The organism is Microcoleus sp. N9_A1, from assembly GCF_036701795.1.
Classification (GTDB): Bacteria; Cyanobacteriota; Cyanobacteriia; order Cyanobacteriales; family Microcoleaceae; genus Microcoleus.
The window spans coordinates 97,500-115,592 of sequence record NZ_JAUBRI010000016.1 but is presented as its reverse complement, the minus strand read 5'-3'; the positions used below and the strand labels follow the sequence as shown (position 1 = coordinate 115,592).

Genomic DNA, 18,093 nt, shown 5'->3' with positions numbered 1-18,093 from the left:
AGCTCGTCAGCAGGGTTTTGACATCACTGTTAGTGGTTGGCAGTATGGCTAATTGAGAATGGTGCAAGATCTCAGTTGAAACCGACTTTGGCTATGAGACAGGGATTTAAATCCCCGGCGGACTTCGGGACAAACAGATCGCCCGGTTGGACTGCTAATCTAAGAAACCGGGTTTCTTCCGAGATTTCTTGTGCTCAGCCGAGATTGTCGCAGAAACCCGGTTTCTCGCCACCCATCCTAATCTCAATGTGTAAGGTGCGTCGCTATTAGATTTTTACTCTTTTTCAGAGATTGTCGATGGCGACACACCCTACATATACCAAATTGTCGCAGAAACCCGGTTTCTCGCCACGCAGCGGAAATTAGAGCGCATACTAATCTCAGAAACCGGGTTTCTTCCGAGATTTCTTGTGCTTAACCTAAATTGTCGCAGAAACCCGGTTTCTCGCCACCCACGCTAATCCCAGTTCAATCTATAATCAATCAATCGCAATTTAATTGAGCCTTCACCCTTCAACCTTCCCCTAACTCCCCCATGAACTCTGAACGCCAACCAGCCTATCTCAACCTGATTAATCAACTTCTAACTTGTCCCACCGGCGAAGAAGCCCAGATATTGAAAAGTCACCCGGATTTGCTGGATGATGGCTTGGTGGCGGCAATGCTAGAAGTGGCAGATAATCTTAGAGAAAAAGGAGATGGTGACAATGTTTAATTGGGTGAAGAAATTAGCACGACGAGTCGGCGATTTCCTAGCAAAAATTGAACAAAAAGCGGAAGCAGACAGACTGTTGAAACAAGCGAATCAGCAGTATAAAATCAGTCAATTTCGAGAATCTTTGCAGTCTTGGGAACAGGCATTAACTATCTATCTGGAAATCGGAAATCGCCAAAAAGAAGCTGCTTCATTAGGCAATTTGGGCTGTGCTTACTATTCCCTAGGGCAGTACGATCGGGCGATCGACTTTCACCAACAGTCTTTAGTGATTAAACGGGAAATCGGAGATCGCGTGGGAGAAGGTCATGCCTTCGGCCATTTGGGCAATGCTTACCAATCCCTAGGGCAGTACAATCGGGCGATCGACTTTTGCCAACAGTCTTTAGAGATTTCACGGGAAATAGGCGATCGCCAAGGAGAAGCCATTTTTTTGAACAATCTAGGTTTAATTTTTTTCTAAAATAACCAACTCGCAGAAGCAGAAGCAAAACTTCGTGAATCAATCATAATTCTGGAAACTCTTCGGTCTGAATTAGTCAACAATGACCACAAAGTATCAATCTTTGAAACCCAAGTATCTGCCTATCGCAACCTGCAACAAGTCCTAGTCGCCCAAACTAAATTTGATGAAGCCCTAGAAATCTCCGAAATGGGTCGTACCCGCGCCTTCGCAGAATTATTGCAAGAAAACCTCTTAACAACCGACTTAGCAACCAACGAAGTCACAAGTACATTATCAATTCCCAGAGTCCAACAAATCGCCCAACAGAAAAATTCCACAATCGTTGAATATTCGATTATCGATTCAGACAACCTTTACATCTGGGTAATCCAACCAAACGGCAACATCACCCATCGCGCCGCCAACCTCGAACCCCTCAACCAACAAAAGCTATCCCTCAAACAAATCATCCTCAAAACCCGCGTCTCCATCGGAGTTGATGAAACCGATGATGAAGGCAACAAAATTCAGATGGAGCCCAATTCTAGTATAGAGACACAACGCCGCTTACTAAAAATACTCCATCAAATCCTGATCGAACCCATAGCCGATTTACTCCCAACTGACCCCGATTCCCTCGTCATCTTCATCCCCCACTACGAACTATTTTTAGTCCCCTTCACGGCCCTGCAATCCGCCAACAACCGCTACTTAATCGAAGACCATACCATCCTCACCGCCCCATCCATCCAAGTATTAGAACAAACCAGCCAACACCAAGAAAACATCAAAGGATTGAGACAAGCAGCCCTGATAGTCGGCGATCCAACTATTGCTGCAAAATTCCAAAAAAACCCCTACAAACTCCGACAAATATCGAGGGCAAAAGAAGCCGCCGAAGCCATAGCCGCGATTTTAGGAACCGCAGCAATTAGCGGAAAAAATGCCACCAAAGCCGCCATATTAGACCAGATGCTAAACACCCGCATCGTCCATTTATCCGCCCACGGACTCCTCGACGATTTCCAAGGTTCCGGCATTCCCGGCACGATTATTTTAGCTGCTTCAGGAGACGACGACGGCGCGCTGAATGCCGCCGAAATCCTCAAATTAAAACTCAATTCCGAACTCGTAGTATTAAGCGCTTGCAGCACAGGCCGCGGTACAATCACGGGAGATGGAGTCAACGGACTATCGCGGTGTTTCATCCTCGCGGGAGTACCGAGTATCATCGTCTCCCTGTGGAATATGGGAGTAATTTCAGCCAAATTACTGATGATTGAATTTTACCAAAATTTAGCACGAGGCGATAACAGAGCGGCGGCGTTGCGGTATGCTATGCTAACAACAAAGGAACGATTTCCCAGTCCGATAGCCTGGGCTGCATTTACCTTAATCGGCGAAACCGAAAGTTTACCATTAGAGATTCAACAAGTAGATTTAAGGAGGCTAAAAATGTCACTACCCGATAATTATACATCTGAAGAGATTGGGGCGGGTTTAGCTAAGTTATTGAAAATATCGGAACCGAAGTTATTTGTTAATGATTTAGCTGCGCTTGATGTGGAATCAACAGATAATGTGCAGATTGTAGCAGAAAAAATCCGGGCATGGTGCGAAACTAGATCGCAAATTGAAAAGAATTTAGAGAACGAAATCGAGCAAGCTGGGCCTGGTGGTACTGATGGCGATGCACCGGAAAAAGTTGTGAGGGAGTTTATGGAAGTGCTGATGGATAATATGATGAGGCTATATCCGTCTGGGCCGCCGGTTTCGGTGGTTGAAACCGGTGATTCTGGGACGGAATCGGTTGAGAATCCAACATAAATACTGTCGCGAATCTCAGAAACCGGGTTTCTTGCTAGATTTTTCGTACTCAATCAAAAATTGTCGCAGAAACCCGGTTTCTCGCCACTCAACGATAGAAATGCGATCGCAAACCTGCGATTATTCACCACAATCATCAGCGTCCAAAATCCCACGCTAACCCACAAGTCCGCCGGGGGTTAAAAACCCCCGTCTCATAGCAAAAGTCCTCTCAAAGAGAACTGAAGAACACAATTTTTAACAAGCATTGTAATATCTCCCCAGTCGGTTGAAACCGACTTTAGCTATGAGACAGGGGTTTTAACCCCTGTCGGAATGTCGGAATGTCGGAATGTCGGAATGTCGGACTATCGGACTATCGGAATGTCGGAATGTCGGAATGTCGGACTATCGGACTATCGGACTATCGAACTTGCAGACAAGCTACCGAAATTATGTTTATTTTACCGGATATAATGTCAGTATATTCCACAAAGTTTGATTATGAAGCCACCACCGCAAATTAGAAATACCAGCATCACCCTCTATCCTTTCCACCGGCGAAATGACGGAGACGAAGGCTACCAACAAACAGCCCAAAATGCCGAACATCTCTGGCAAAACCTCGCCGATAATGTCGGCGAAAAATTCGATTTTCCCGAACTCAAATCCCTCCGAAACAATCTCATCTGCTACCAAGATGGAAAGTATCATGCAGCGGGCGAAGATGCCAACTTGAGCGATCAAAAATTGCTAACAGATGGCAAAATTATAAAATTTTAGCCTCTTATTCAGCAGTATAATCTCAAACTCAACGGCTCAATTGAGGCTAGACGAATTCACGACACCTACACCGCAGACTTGACTTTTTATTATAAAGATGATGATACCATTTCAGTAGCAAGTTTAAAGCAATTAAATCCCCAAAGCGGCCTGCTACCGAGTCAAATTTAAGCATCCATCGGACAAACATTATGGTCAGGAATTGCGGCATTTGGGAGAATTCAGTATTACGACTGATATTAATACTGACAATTATGAGGAAGCTTATGCTAGAATTACAGGTTTGTCCATAGGTGACAATCTAGAGTTTTTGCAGAAGTTTCGGGATTTGTCCGATCGCAAATATCAAAGTCAAATTCAAAAATACTTAAACTACCTGATTGCCAATCAAGATTTGTTCCAGCAGACAATCTCCACAATCCGCGGCATGGTGGAAATCGAACAGGTGGAATTGGACGCGCAACAGGAAAAAAATGAGAAATATCGCGATCGCCAACTTGAGAATATCATATTTTTTGTCGGAACTGCGATCGGCGGCGGCCAAATCTTTTCAGCAGCCTATCCTCTAATCAAAGATACACCCATTAAATGGCAACCCGATTCTTCCCTCCCGCTTCATCCTTTCACCGCGACGATTGTCTTGAGTTTGGCTTTCGGTTTAGGATTTGGGGGGCTGATATTAGTTATCCTGTGGCTGGTAAGGAAAATATTCCCCAAGTCGTAGTCGCTGCTAAGAAAAAGATTTTCTAGGTAGCGGCGGATTCACCTTGTTTAACTCTAAATGTAGCTACTAGCTTGACGGGTGAACATGGAACAGTAAATTCCGTTGGATGCGATCAATTCGTCGTGAGTTCCGATTTCGGCTATTTTACCATTTTCCATCACGGCGATGCGATCGGCAATTTTGGCCAATCCCAATCTGTGGCTGATGACAATCGTTGTTTTCCCGACGGCGATTTGGCGGAAGATGCTGTAAATTTCGTGTTCTGTCTTGGGGTCTAGGGCGGCGGTTGGTTCGTCAAAAATTAGGACTTCGGCTGTAGAAAGCCGCATGAGGGCGCGGGCGATCGCAATTCTTTGCCACTGTCCCCCGGATAAGTCGATACCGTCTTCTAATTGTTTCCCCAAGGGTGTTTCTAAACCTTGCTCTAAACTGTTGACTTTAGCTGCGATTCCTGATTCGGAAATTGCTTGATTAATTGCGGTGTCATCCGACAGGGAAAGCAAGTCGCCGAAACCGACGTTTTCGCGGACTGTGGAGGGGAAGCGGGCGTAATCTTGCATGACATACGCGATGCGCGATCGCACGTATGATAGGGAGTACGATCGCAAATCTTGACCGTTCCAGGCGATCGAACCTTCACTCGGATCGTACAATCTGCCGAGCAGTTTGCCAAGGGTAGTTTTGCCCGCGCCATTTTCACCCACAAAAACTAGCATTTCCCCCGGATTAATGGTTAAGTTGATATCTGTAACTGTGTTTTTACTGCTGCCGGGATAGCAAAAAGATAAATGCTTAATCTCGATACCAATTTTATCCTTTGTGGCACGGGCATCTTGCCCGTGACCTAGCAATTGACCTGTGGCACGGCCATCTTGCCCGCCATCTGGTAAACTAGGCAGGCGAGACGCTACATCCCCAAGCGGAGACTGCAACTCTGGTTTCATATCCAACAGTTGAAAAATCGGACTCACACCGAGAGCAATATCGTACAAATTAGTGTAATTATTAATCAGTAATTCTAAACTGTTTTCTACTTGGACAATCAAACCAGAATAAAGCGCCAAATCTCCCAAAGTATAGCGCCCTCCCAAAGCTCCGATTACCACATAAACAAAGGGCAAAGCTACTCCTATTCTACTAAGAATAGACCACAGCAGTACAATAATTGCTCCCTTTTTTCTGATTGCCTGCATCTCGCTAAAAAACTGCACGAACTGACCTTGCCAGCGTTTGAGCCAAAGTTCTTGCAAGCCAAACAAACGCAATTCTTTAGCGTATTCTTCGCCAGTCAATACTCTAGCAGACAAGTTCATTTCGCGAGTAATTTTAGCTTGCTTTTTTTGAACTCTCCAGATGAGTCTCGTATATTTTCTTTCGATGTAAATTGAGGGAATTGATGAAAGTAATATCACCGGAGGCACCCACCAAGCTATAGCAGCAGCAAGGCTTACAGATGGAATAAATATAAAAATTCCCGTGATGGTCATGCTGATGGTGAAGGCTAGTTGCTGTATTCGGGATACTCCGGTTTTTGCGAGTTCTACAATATTTAAGAGTTCTGGGTTTTCAAACAGGGCGATATCGTCGAAATTGGCAACTTTTTCGAGGACTTTTCCTTCAACTGCGCCTTGAAGGCGATCGCGCAAAGATGTTACTGTAAAGGAACTCATTGTATCGATGGAGTCGCCAACTAATTTGAGAATTAAGACTCCAGCAATACTCCACAGCAACATTGGCTGGGAAAGTATCAAAGCTAAGGGCTGTGCTGTTTGCGTTTGCGACAGCAGGCGAGATACTTCGTCAATGATTAATTTATTTAAGAACAGCACGACAGATGGGGCCGCACCGCGAATGATATTGAGTAATATTAAATTGCGGAGTTCAATGGGTGCAGCTTTGATTATGAGGCCTAAGCTGCGCCGCAAAGCTTGGACTGTGGTAATTTGGATGGGTTGCATAGTTTGTGGGTAGGTGTCGGGTCTAGTCATCCCCGGACGGTATATTGTAAAAAAGGAAATCCTATGTTGTCAGTAGTAATTTTTCTATTCACTTCTGTCAGGAATACCAAGGCGCTGATATAGTTCTTTTTGCTTAGGATAGAGGAAAGAATCTTTAAAAGTTTTGCGAGTTTGTGAAGCCAACTCCTTTAACACACTATTAAAACTTTTGTGTTTTAAATCTTGAAGCACTTGAGATAAGTGAATGCCCGCTGCTAGATGAGGCTGCAAACGTTCTAGCTCACCAATTGAGAGTATTTGCCAATCTAGACTGACGAGTTCTTCATTTTTCAATAACTCATTTATGTGAGCGCGAAAATCATCACTATTAATTAAATACATCTCTTCAAGAGTAACTAACACTGGCATAAATGTGCTGCACTCATGAAATTCATCTAGATTACTTGCTCGGGCTTTGCAGGCTTTGCAGGCTTTGATAAAGGTATCAAGTTGTATTAAACCTTTTTTGACTTGTTCCAAACTATCATTGATAGCCTCTTCAGATGAGATAGTTTTAGCAGGTAATTTAAATTTGGTTGCTTTACACTCCAAAACTATCGCTACACTACCATCAATAATTGCATAATCAGGAGATTTGAATCCAAGGTCTAAGTCGCGTATATCAATAATTTTTTCTGAAGTAATAGAGTTATTTAATATAAGTTTTAAATACTCTTCTAAAACATATCCAAAATAATTGGAAAATTTTTGACCAAAATTATTATATAGTTGATAATATATACCGAGAGACATTCTTTCATCAATTAAACCAGGCACTGAAGCGCACATAAAGTCTTGTCCAAAATTCCCAAAGCCCTTACTTTTGCAAGGAAATATTAGGGGATATGTCTGCAGAGGATTAAAATCATACATTCTAAATCTACGATCGGTGTTTTTACGCTTGTCATACAAGGTTGTAATTTTAACTTGATCGCCTGCTAACTGGTAAACTGCCTGAGAGATAGCTTTATCATCAAGAAGACTAATACCTTGTGAGCGCAGTTTTTCAAACCAGTTTAAGGAGAACGAAAAATTATTTCTTGCAAATGCAGATGCTGCGAATCCAATATTGATAAATTCATGTATAGAGACTCCATTAAAAATTAAAAATTCTTTGTGTATATCGAATTTTGGAATACCTGCCTTACCTACTAAACTATTGGGAATCTCATGGTAAAGTAAGATAGGTCTTGAAAATTGACTGAATTCACTAACCTCAAATGGAAATTGGCTACAGGCTAATCTCAACATCACAAAAGCGGGATTAGAACCCATAAAATTATTCTCTAACTCTTGGTCAAAGGTTATAGGATCGGCTAGTAAGTAATCAGAAACAAGTCTTATAATTGTATTAATGTTTAGTAATTTAAAGTTTTGGCTTGCTATGCTAGGCAACGAAAATCTAACAGCAAATAGGGCAACTCCCGCAGCTATAAAGGGACGCAAGCTATCTTTTATTTCATAGAGAGAGTACAAAACATCACCTAGCCTGAATTTGCTAATTTTCTGACGAATCTTGAGCTCAAGTTTATCTAAATCATCCAAGGTGTTAATTTCCATTTTTTTAGTTTTGCTGTACTTGCTGATGAATTCGATCGCACCACACCGGAATCACAGGCTGACCCGATTTTCAGGTTACGATCGCCCTTTCCATCTCAAACTCTACCAGATCGAGCGATCGCCCTAAACGAATCCCACCATAGCATAAACCGCTTTATGCCAAACTATCCAAATGTCAAACGCCGCGCCGCACCATCGTCTGTAAATTGCTGTTCCCCAACGCCAACAACTTCCACAGTAACTTCACGATCGCAAATCGAAAATTCTCCCTCCCGCGCCGCAATTTCAACTATCACTTTTTCACCCTCAAAATACACCTGGTAATTAGTCGCAGCCCAGACACCTTGTTCGTGTTCAAAACTGTGTCCGTCGTCCTCATAAAGCGTCCATTCACCAGTTCCGGGCCAAATTCGCATTTTCAATGAATCAAGCGGTTGTTCGCTGACAAATTGCTGCACGGGCGCGATCGCAATTATGCCCCCTCCCCGCACGTAAAGCGGCATTCTCTCCAAAGGTGCATGGGCTAAAATGTGCATCGGGCCCTGATAGCATTCGCCCGTCCACCAATCGTACCAAGTCCCCTCCGGCAAATACACGGCGCGATGCTCAACTCCAGGGCGGTAAACAGGTGCAGCCATCAGCGACGGGCCGAGTAATACTTGATCGTAAAGGTGATAAGTTGCCCGATCGCGCGGAAAATGATATAGTAGCGGTCGCAAAATCGGCGTGCCCGTCGTCGCAGCTTCCCAAAACAACGTGTAAATGTAAGGCAACAACTGATAGCGCAAATTCATGTATTCGCGGCAAATCTTCTCAGTGCGATCGCCAAACACCCACGGTTCGTGCTGCGCCGTACTTATCGCCGAATGACCGCGCATCAAGGGATACAGCATCCCCACCTGCATCCACCGCGCGAACATTTCGGCGGTTGCATTCTCCGCAAAACCGCCGATGTCGCAACCGACAAACGCCACGCCGGAAAGCCCCATATTGCAAAGCATCGGCATCGACATTTCTAAATGATCCCACAGCGATTGATTGTCGCCCATCCATACCGAGGAGTAACGCTGAACGCCCGCAAAACCCGATCGCGTCAGCACAAAAGATCGCTCGCCCGATCGCACTTTTTGCAACCCTTCCGAACAAGCTTTCGCCATCATCAACCCATACAAATTGTGCGTTTCCGCGTGGGTGGCGCCCTCGGATTCCGGGCCTTGCGGTGCATCCAGCGGAAACCAGATGTGTTCGTGGCCGTCGCCAAAAGGCCGTTCTGCGATCGAAGGTTCGTTCATGTCGTTCCAAATCCCCGCAACGCCCATATCAGTAAGGGCTTTGTGCAAGCCGCCCCACCACTCGCGCACCTCTGGCCGCAGGAAGTCGGGAAACACCGCTTTTTCGGGCCAAACGTAACCGTGGAATAGCCTTCCCTCAGCAGTGCGGACGAAATAGTCATTCTCCACACCCTGATCGAATACTTCATAATCTCCTTCCGGTTCGTACTTGACACCGGGATCAACAATCGTGACAACCTTAAAACCGGCTGCTTTCAAGTCTGCGATCAGTTTCGCGGGATCGGGGAAACGCTTCGGGCTCCAGGTAAAAACGCGGTAGCCGTGCATATAGTCGATGTCGAGGTGGATGACATCGCAGGGAATCGCCCGATCGCGAAATTCCTTGGCCAACTCCCGCACAACGTCCTCGGAGTAGTAGCTCCAGCGGCATTGGTGGTATCCCAGCGCCCATTTTGGCGGCATTGGCATCCGCCCGGTTAACTGCGTGTAGGTGGCTAAAATTTGGGCGGGTTCCGGGCCGTAGATGATGTAGTAGTCGAGTTCGGGGCCTCTGGTTTCCATCCGCAACACGCCCGGTTTTTCGGCGCCGATGTCGAATTGACTCCAAAATGTAGTGTTGAAGAAAATGCCGTAAGCGCGATCGGGATTCAGGGCGATGTAAAATGGGATCGCCTGGTACATTTCATCGCTGAGGGAATTGTAGTCAAGCGCGTCTATTGTCCAGTTTGTCTTGACTTCGGAGAGTTTGTCGAGAAAGCCGGTGCGCTGGCCGAAACCGTAGAAGTGTTCGTCGGCTTCGATGCGCTTCCAGCCTGCGGTTGCGCCGGCGCGCCATCCTAGGGCGCGATCGCAGTCGCTAGCAAAGGGTTTTCCCGATTTGTCAAAGCATTCGACTCCAGGGCGATCGCGCTTGACAGAAACTGTTATTTGTGCTGTTTCTATTTCGATTTTTTCGTCGGTTTCTCGCACTTCAAACGGTACAATTTCCCACTCTTCGTCAGGGAGAGTTACTGAGTACGATGGCTTACGCCCCGCTACGCTACGAGTTGTGAATTCGCCCGTCGGGGACATTCGCACTCGGACTAAATTCGGTGCGAGGATGCTGATGTTGAGGGAAGTTTCGCCGCAGTTGAAGTGAATTGTGCGATCGTCGGTTCGAGCGATCGATTGTACGGAGTCGATGGTTGACCAAGGCTGTTCTGTTGTTTGGAGTTTTCCGAAGTATTGCGGCATCTACCCTGACCTAAAATATTATCTATCTTGCTGAAGGAATTCAGGACTGTCATCTGACCAAAGGATGAACTAGGTAGAGCAATTTTCCATATTCAATAATTTTGGGGGGAAGTAGGCTACAATAATGTCATAGCCTTAGCTCAATTTCAGTATGAATGCGCGATTAATCGAGTCGCTTGTCCAAGTTATAGAATCGCTTTCCCCCGAAGAAAGAGGACTGTTAGAAAGCCGTCTCAAAGCTAATGCGATCGAGAAAACTCCCGGCATTTGTGGCGGTAATGCCCGCATTCGCAGTACCCGGATTCCCGTTTGGACGCTGGTTTCTTTCCGCCAGCAAGGTGCAGGCGATTCAGAACTTCTGCGTAACTATCCAAGCCTAACTCCCCAAAACCTCGCTGCTGCTTGGGAATACTACGAACAAAACTCCTCAGAAGTCGATCGCGCGATCGCTTATAATAACTCAGACGGGGTAGATGACTAAAATCTATTGTGACGAAAACTTTCCCCTAGATATTGTTGGACACTTGCGGCAACTAGAATACGATTTCCTCACTTGCTACGAGGCTCAAAATGCTAACCAGGGTATCCCCGATGAGACAGTCCTCGCTTTCGCTACCCAACAGCAGCGAATTCTAGTCACGTTAAACCGCGATGATTTTATTGCACTACACAGAACTGGTGTTGCTCACTCAGGTATCATCATCTGTAAGGACGATCGGGATTATGGAGGACAAGCCCAAGCACTTCATGCCTGCTTAAGTGAAAATCCCGACCTTACCAATCGCTTGGTTCGCATCAAAAAACAGAATCAACCAAAATCTGTTAGTCAAGTTTTTATCTACCAAGAGTACGATAGATAGATCGATTTGATGTTATACTAAAACTGTCTGCGTAGGACGTTCGGTGAAGCTGATTATAGGTGCGGCAGAAAGTTTGTTTAGGATAGGTTTCAACCGCCGAGTTATCTGTTAGCGCCGTTATGCTTGAGCAACTTAACAATCTCCGAAGTTGATGATTTTTCAGCAATGGTTAAAGCCGTTGCACCATTTTTATTACGAGCGTTCACATCCGCACCCTTTGAAAGAAACAACTTCACAAATTTAGGTTTTAATAGCCCAGAAATACCAGTGTTAGGTTGCACAATTCTCATCAATAGAGTAGTATTGTCGTAAGGATCGGGAGCGTTGACATCAGCACCGCGATCGATCAATAATTTTACCAGGTCAATATCTCCGCAAGACACCGCACTGTACAACAATCCTTGAGGAATTTGGGCTTGATTTTTTAGGATTAATTCAACCATCTCTAGTTTCTTTTTGCCCGGTTTAAACCTGCTAATAACAGCAAACAAAATTTGGTCGTTTTTCACATTAGCGCCTCGATTAATCAAGGCTTTCATTGCTGCAAAATTACCGCTTTCTGCTGCGATGTTGAGTGCCGTGCGTTGATTGCGATCGATCGCCTCCATATCTGCACCGCTGGCGATCAATAAGTCTATCACCCCGCTACCCCCTCCAGCAGCCGCCATGTGCAGGGCAGTTTTTCCTGCTTTGTCGATCGCCCTTACATCCAATCCTTTTTGCAGAAACAACTGTACAATAGTCTGATTCCCGCCAAAAGCAGCCGCGTGTAACAGTGTTTGGTCTAAATAAGTCTTGAAATGAACATCCGCATTGTTGGCCAAGAGTTTTTTAACTTCCAACAAATTGCCCGTGTAAGCAGCACTAAACAGCAGAATGTTGATATTATCTATTTTGGGCAATTCCCATCGCTCAAACATTCCAACTTCAACCCGATCGCCAATCCAGTCTGCAGACACAAGTTGCACCATCTCAAAACTTGTACTCTTCAACTCCCTTCCAGACGCATCGAACAAAAATACATCGCAAGGCGCATCGCTGCCCCCACCGGGCATTGAAAACAGCATCGGATGTCTGACAATGGCGATCGCATATTGGCCGTCTGGACTCCAATCAGCGCTGCGAATACCCGATTTCATGATTTCTCGGGGCGCTACCGAGAGGATAATTAACAAGCCTAAAATACCAAGACAGCCAAAACGAAAAAAACGCATAATTATCTTACAGTCGCTCCTAGAATAGACTATAATTTTTAACTTCCATAGATCCCGCGCGAGGAACCAAACAATCCCAAATATCAACGATTGCTACATTCCGATCCGCTGTTTCCGTTAAACTTTGATGATTTTTAAGCGCCTTGAAATATTACAGCCAACATCCTAACGCTTTCTCGATCGACTATCTCAACGACTTGCGAGGAGCAATTCTCGCCTCACCTTATTTTGCCATCAACAACCTCAACCGCGATTTCATCGGCACAAAAGGCTTTTCCGTGGTGTTTAAGCGTTCCGAAATTGCCGAAGTAGAGCGCCGCTTCCCCTTCTTCAAACCCTATCTAGACAGAGCATTAAACCCTGAATGCAACGCTTTTTATCTCAATCCCCTGCTGCTGGGTGAAGGTTCCCGTGTCGATCCGCATATCGATCGATCTTTGCGATCGTACTGCAAAACTGTTGAACCTCCCGCAGCCGTCAGCGTTTTGTACGTACAAGTTCCCCCCAACTTGCAAGGGGGAGAATTGATACTGCGGCGCAACAAACAGCAAGTCGGGCAGATTAAGCCGCAAGCCAACTCGCTGATCTATTTTCAAGGAGATTTGACTCACTCTGTCAACGCCGTTAAAAGTACCGGGACTCGTTTAAGTTTGGTTTGCGAACAGTACAGTTTGAGCGAAACAGAACTGCAAGATATTCCAGGATTCACAGTGGAGTCTAGGGCCGTGAAAGCAAAAATTAAGTAAGGTTTATTCGCTCAAAAAGACAGCGCGATCTGTGGGTTTTACTTTCTTTAGATATGCCGTTTCGTCAATGATGAGAACTATGTCGATCGGCTTAATAATTTTTAAAATTAATTCTAGCCTTTGGCTTCTCAAGGCTTGAGCCTCCCGGCGTAATTGGGTAAGAATGTGATGCAACCGTTGGGCGTTTTGTAGCCCCATTATCTCTGCAAGAGCTGGTAGTATCTAATGCAACAAAGTTATTTTTAACGAACTAACTGTTAAATCAATTTTTTCTGGGAAATCTACTTTTCTGCAACACTTGTTAAAATCTCAGTGTCATTGTAGCCTATTTTTATGGCGATGGTATTAGTTTAAACTGATTAAAAATTAGGCTGCGAAAATCCGATGCTCCACAAGAAGAACCGCAAAAAGTTACCTTTATTGGCAGCATTCTTAGTCTCGCCATTTATTTCTTGGTTCCTGAGTGCGATCGCACTATTTCTCAGTCTCTGGGTCATCGTACCAGCACCCACGCTGTTCCTGTACCCTTTGGCGGTGGGTGCACCAGAAATCAGTCCTTGGTTGGTCGGTATCAATACGATCGCCCTTCTGCTGAACCTTTTGAGGCGGCATCAAGGCAAAGTCTACATTATTTTGTCAATTTGTAACCTGTTCGCCCTAATCCTGGGCCTGCTACCCCTGATGCAGTTCCCCGCAGCCAATGCAGCCATAGCTACCCAAATGCAAGCAGTTTTAGGGGAAAACTATTTAGCAGCCATTCCTCCAGCCGATCGCGCGCAGCTACGCCCTCAACCGTTTATTCTCGCAGATTCGTTCCGAGGAATTCCCCTCAGAGAGGTTAGGATTGATCGCACTATTGTATTTGCCAACCCTGACGGAGTTTCACTGAAACTAAACCTTTACCGGCCGATGCAAATTGGCAAATATCCGGCGATAATCACGCTCTACGGGGGAGCTTGGCTCAGAGGCAATCCCGATTACAATGAGGAATTCAGTCGCTACATGGCCGCTCAAGGCTATTGTGTGGTTGCAATTGATTACCGCCACGCTCCCAAGTATCGATTTCCTGCTCAGCTTGAGGACGTACAAGCCGCTCTTTCCTATATCAAAAATCATGCCAATGATTGGGAAATCGATCTCAATAGAATTGCTCTGATGGGAAGGTCTGCCGGTGCCCATTTAGCAATGCTAACTGCTTATGATTCAAGCGTGCTTCCCGTTCGAGCAGTGGTGAACTATTACGGGCCAAATGACCTGATCCGGGGATACAATGACCCACCTTTTCCTGATGCCATAAATGTTCGAGCCGTCTTGCGTGCCTTTCTGGGAGGAACCCCAGATGAACTCAACGAGCTTTACCGTCAGGCTTCTCCCATAAATTATATTAAACCCAATCTTCCCCCTTCTCTACTGGTTTATGCAGGTCGCGACCATATAGTTCAGCCTAAGTTTGGTCGATCGCTCTACCAACGATTGCGAGCCACGGGCAATCGCGCTATTTTGCTTGAAATCCCTTGGGCTGAACACGCCTTTGATGCAGTTTTTAATGGGCCGAGCAATCAACTTGCTTTGTACTACACAGAACGCTTTTTGGCTCATGCTCTGAAGTCTTCGGATTACCAACGAGTTAAATAAAAGTTTAAAATTTACTCATTTGTGCTCAATGAACGGGGCCTCAAACTGTCTGAACTATTGCTCTAAGTCTCTTCATTTTAAATTCATAGAAATCCCCATTACGGCTCCGAGAAAGTTTTGTGGCGTTGCTGTTGAATCAAAGCTTACCCGTCAGTGGTGGGGTAACCACCGGGGGATTGCCCTACAAATTTCATACCCGAATTCAGCAAAGTCAAAGCGAGATCCTTTTCTTGCCACACTATATAGTGTGCCTGGGTAAGTCCTGTAAATGTACGATCGCCCTCAGTTTCAGCGCCCCGCGTACTGTTACACTGAAATCCTGCGGTTGTGTGCGCTCGGTGCGATCGACCTTTCTGAAAAAAAATCAGAATTCTGTAGCTTAGGATACATTTATTTGGTTAATGATTGTTTAAACTTTCCAAGTGTAGACTGTGTACTCTCCATAATTCCCCAAAACCATAAACGAGTGCGTTGTTTGCTGGACTGCGATTTATCGATCGTCGAACCGTTAAAAACCATAAGTAGTTTTGACCAGAATTAATCGGAATTGACTCGCACAAAATTTTTGAGCTTACCAGGGTTAAAATTAGCTACTAAATCTGTGCACCGACCACATCTATGATGTTAACTAAAGTTAGTACAGCCTCTTGTCATCTATTTTATTGCTAAAAACTGAAATCCCACCGCATCTATCGAACACTGGATTCTCAGCAACACAGAAAGCGAAGTGATTGCGCCTCGCTCCTCCAATCCTTCAGATCCTGCCAAAAAAGGCCTTCTCCAAAAAGTTAGCCTTGACTAAAAATGTTAGTAAAATCTAACAGATTCATCAACGGTTAGACTTGCCCTAACCCCTATTTTTCACAACTACTGCTCCCCTAATCCCAATAAAAATAACCATGAGTGGAAACCAATCGCGCGTTCAAGCAATTTCTCAAATCGTCAACCGCCAACTGACCCCACCCAAGCCTCCCAAGCGGTTAGAAGATATGTGGGCAACAGACGTTTTTAGTCTGAGCCAAATGCAAGCAAGACTGCCCAAAAATATTTTCAAATCAGTAAAAAATACCATTCAAACCGGGCAAACCCTCGATCCTTCCGTAGCTGATGTAATTGCAGTAGCAATGAAAGATTGGGCCATTTCCAAAGGAGCCCTGTACTACGCCCACGTATTCTACCCGCTAACCAACAGCACCGCCGAAAAACACGACGGTTTCATCTCAGTCCAAAGCGACGGCTCCGTCATCTCAGAATTTGCAGGTAAACTTTTAGTACAAGGCGAACCCGACGGTTCCTCCTTTCCCAACGGCGGCATTCGTTCCACCGCCGCCGCTCGCGGATACACAGCCTGGGATGTCACCAGCCCCGCCTATGTCATGGAAACAGACAACGGCATGACTTTGTGCATTCCCACTGTTTTCATCTCTTGGACAGGTGAAGCCCTAGACAAGAAAACCCCGCTTTTGCGCTCCATTGGCGCCATGAACAAAGCAGCAACCAGAGTATTAAAGCTGTTAGGAAACACCGAAGTTGCTCCCGTAAATTCCAGTTGCGGTTGCGAACAAGAATACTTCCTAATAGATTCCAACTTCGCCCACAGCCGCCCCGACTTACTGCTAGCCGGTCGCACCCTCTTTGGCAAACCTCCCGCCAAAGGTCAGCAATTTGACGACCACTATTTTGGAGCAATCCCAGAGCGCGTTCAAGTCTTCATGCAAGAAGTAGAAGAAAGAATGTACCGCCTGGGAATTCCTGCCAAAACCCGCCACAACGAAGTAGCACCCGGTCAATTTGAAATTGCACCATTTTTTGAAGCAGCAAACGTCGCCAGTGACCACCAACAATTAACCATGACAATTCTCCGCAACACAGCGAAGAAACATGGTTTTATGTGCTTGCTGCACGAGAAGCCCTTCGCAGGAATCAACGGTTCCGGCAAACACGTCAACTGGTCAGTCGGTAACGCCACCCAAGGCAACTTATTAGACCCCGGCGATACACCGCACTCTAACATACAATTCCTAGTGTTCTGCGGCGCTGTAATTCGCGGCGTTCACAAATACGGCTCCTTGTTGCGCGCAGTAGTTGCAACTGCCAGCAACGACCACCGTTTGGGTGCTAATGAAGCTCCACCAGCAATTATTTCCGTCTATTTGGGCTCGCAATTAGAAGATATCTTCGAGCAAATTAGCAAGGGCGGAGTTAAAGGTTCTAAAGATCGCGGAATCATGAATTTAGGCGTAGAAACACTGCCTACTTTCGTAAAAGATGCCGGCGACAGAAACCGGACTTCGCCCTTTGCCTTTACGGGAAACCGCTTTGAATTCCGTGCTGTAGGTTCCGGTCAATCTGTTTCCGGCCCGCTGGTGGCAATGAATACTATTCTTGCAGATTCTTTGGACTGGGTTGCTAACAAATTAGAAAGCGACTTGGCTAAGGGCACTGAACTGAATGCTGCTATCCAAACCCTCCTGAAAGAAGTGATGGACGAGCACGGCGCGGTGCTATTTGGTGGCAACGGCTATTCTGAAGAATGGCACAAAATGGCTGTTGAAGAACGGGGTTTAGCCAACTTGCGGACTACGGCAGATGCTTTGTCCGCGTTGAAGGAAGGATACGTTGAGGACTTGTTTAAAAAGACAGGTGTTCTGACTCCGGTTGAACTCGAAAGCCGTTATGACGTGTATGCAGAGCAGTATTTGCTGGCAATTGAAGTCGAAGCAAAACTGGTACTGAGCATGACGAAAACTATGATTTATCCGGCAGCGGTGAGCTATTTGTCCGATCTTTCTACCACGATTTATAAGTTGAAAGAAATTGGCATTGAATTGGAAAAAGCCACTGCCGAAAAAGTAGCGGTTCTGGTTAAGTCAATGATGGATACTGCGAGCAAGTTGACTGATGCTTTGACCAAACACGATTTTGCTACAACAGACGAGCATATGCAGTACGCTTCGCAAACAATTCGCCCTTTGATGGATGAGGTTAGGCAGTATGCTGATGCTTTGGAAGGTGAAGTGGCTGATGATTTGTGGCCGCTGCCTACTTATCAAGAAATGCTGTTTGTTAAGTAATAGCAAATT

The 18,093-nt window shown here is 45.6% G+C and carries 15 protein-coding genes; 10 read left to right on the top strand and 5 right to left on the bottom strand.

Translation table 11 applies throughout. From position 1 onward, the window contains the following. The first annotated feature begins 535 nt into the window (after window positions 1–535). From QUA58_RS10535 to QUA58_RS10515, 5 genes are all read left to right on the top strand, one after another. Window positions 536–715 carry a hypothetical protein gene (locus QUA58_RS10535; protein ID WP_333252367.1) on the top strand — a complete coding sequence of 60 codons (180 nt, stop codon included), beginning with the start codon at window positions 536–538 and terminating at the stop codon, window positions 713–715. After that, window positions 708–1,178 (top strand): tetratricopeptide repeat protein, encoded by a 471-nt coding sequence (locus tag QUA58_RS10530; protein ID WP_333393966.1) that lies wholly within the window; start codon window positions 708–710, stop codon window positions 1,176–1,178. Before QUA58_RS10535 ends, QUA58_RS10530 begins: the two co-directional genes overlap by 8 nt. Before the next feature lie 189 nt (window positions 1,179–1,367). Further along, window positions 1,368–2,987 (top strand): CHAT domain-containing protein, encoded by a 1,620-nt coding sequence (locus tag QUA58_RS10525; protein WP_333252369.1) that lies wholly within the window; start codon window positions 1,368–1,370, stop codon window positions 2,985–2,987. Window positions 2,988–3,470: 483 nt separating this feature from the next. Next, window positions 3,471–3,749: a hypothetical protein gene (locus QUA58_RS10520; protein WP_333252370.1), complete on the top strand. Its 279-nt coding sequence runs from the start codon at window positions 3,471–3,473 to the stop codon at window positions 3,747–3,749. Window positions 3,750–3,960: 211 nt separating this feature from the next. After that, window positions 3,961–4,473, top strand: a complete 513-nt coding sequence (locus QUA58_RS10515; protein ID WP_333252371.1) for a hypothetical protein — start codon at window positions 3,961–3,963, stop codon at window positions 4,471–4,473. Window positions 4,474–4,526: 53 nt separating this feature from the next. Here QUA58_RS10515 and QUA58_RS10510 read toward each other — a convergent pair whose 3' ends face one another. The 3 genes from QUA58_RS10510 to QUA58_RS10500 form a co-directional block, all read right to left on the bottom strand. Next, window positions 4,527–6,431 carry an ABC transporter ATP-binding protein gene (locus QUA58_RS10510; RefSeq protein WP_333393964.1) on the bottom strand — a complete coding sequence of 635 codons (1,905 nt, stop codon included), beginning with the start codon at window positions 6,429–6,431 and terminating at the stop codon, window positions 4,527–4,529. An 84-nt stretch (window positions 6,432–6,515) separates the two neighbouring features. Then, entirely contained in the window at window positions 6,516–8,030 is a 1,515-nt protein-coding gene (locus QUA58_RS10505; RefSeq protein WP_333393961.1) for a hypothetical protein, read from the bottom strand. 164 nt (window positions 8,031–8,194) lie between these two features. Beyond that, window positions 8,195–10,555 carry a glycoside hydrolase family 31 protein gene (locus tag QUA58_RS10500; protein WP_333393960.1) on the bottom strand — a complete coding sequence of 787 codons (2,361 nt, stop codon included), beginning with the start codon at window positions 10,553–10,555 and terminating at the stop codon, window positions 8,195–8,197. A 151-nt stretch (window positions 10,556–10,706) separates the two neighbouring features. On the opposite strand from QUA58_RS10500, the gene QUA58_RS10495 reads away from it, so the two are divergent. Together QUA58_RS10495 and QUA58_RS10490 are read left to right on the top strand one after the other, a co-directional pair. Further along, window positions 10,707–11,036 (top strand): DUF433 domain-containing protein, encoded by a 330-nt coding sequence (locus QUA58_RS10495; RefSeq protein WP_332990934.1) that lies wholly within the window; start codon window positions 10,707–10,709, stop codon window positions 11,034–11,036. Next, window positions 11,029–11,415 carry a DUF5615 family PIN-like protein gene (locus QUA58_RS10490; RefSeq protein WP_333252378.1) on the top strand — a complete coding sequence of 129 codons (387 nt, stop codon included), beginning with the start codon at window positions 11,029–11,031 and terminating at the stop codon, window positions 11,413–11,415. Before QUA58_RS10495 ends, QUA58_RS10490 begins: the two co-directional genes overlap by 8 nt. 101 nt (window positions 11,416–11,516) lie before the next feature. Here QUA58_RS10490 and QUA58_RS10485 read toward each other — a convergent pair whose 3' ends face one another. Further along, window positions 11,517–12,629 carry an ankyrin repeat domain-containing protein gene (locus QUA58_RS10485; RefSeq protein ID WP_333393959.1) on the bottom strand — a complete coding sequence of 371 codons (1,113 nt, stop codon included), beginning with the start codon at window positions 12,627–12,629 and terminating at the stop codon, window positions 11,517–11,519. Between the two features lie 143 nt (window positions 12,630–12,772). On the opposite strand from QUA58_RS10485, the gene QUA58_RS10480 reads away from it, so the two are divergent. Next, window positions 12,773–13,375 carry a 2OG-Fe(II) oxygenase gene (locus QUA58_RS10480; protein ID WP_333252380.1) on the top strand — a complete coding sequence of 201 codons (603 nt, stop codon included), beginning with the start codon at window positions 12,773–12,775 and terminating at the stop codon, window positions 13,373–13,375. Between the two features lie 3 nt (window positions 13,376–13,378). Here QUA58_RS10480 and QUA58_RS10475 read toward each other — a convergent pair whose 3' ends face one another. Continuing rightward, window positions 13,379–13,573 carry a hypothetical protein gene (locus tag QUA58_RS10475; protein WP_333252381.1) on the bottom strand — a complete coding sequence of 65 codons (195 nt, stop codon included), beginning with the start codon at window positions 13,571–13,573 and terminating at the stop codon, window positions 13,379–13,381. Between the two features lie 186 nt (window positions 13,574–13,759). On the opposite strand from QUA58_RS10475, the gene QUA58_RS10470 reads away from it, so the two are divergent. Together QUA58_RS10470 and QUA58_RS10465 are read left to right on the top strand one after the other, a co-directional pair. Then, window positions 13,760–15,010 (top strand): alpha/beta hydrolase, encoded by a 1,251-nt coding sequence (locus tag QUA58_RS10470; RefSeq protein WP_333252382.1) that lies wholly within the window; start codon window positions 13,760–13,762, stop codon window positions 15,008–15,010. 899 nt (window positions 15,011–15,909) lie between these two features. Continuing rightward, complete coding sequence (locus tag QUA58_RS10465) at window positions 15,910–18,084, top strand: glutamine synthetase III (RefSeq protein ID WP_333252383.1); 2,175 nt, start codon at window positions 15,910–15,912, stop codon at window positions 18,082–18,084. Window positions 18,085–18,093 lie beyond the last annotated feature (9 nt).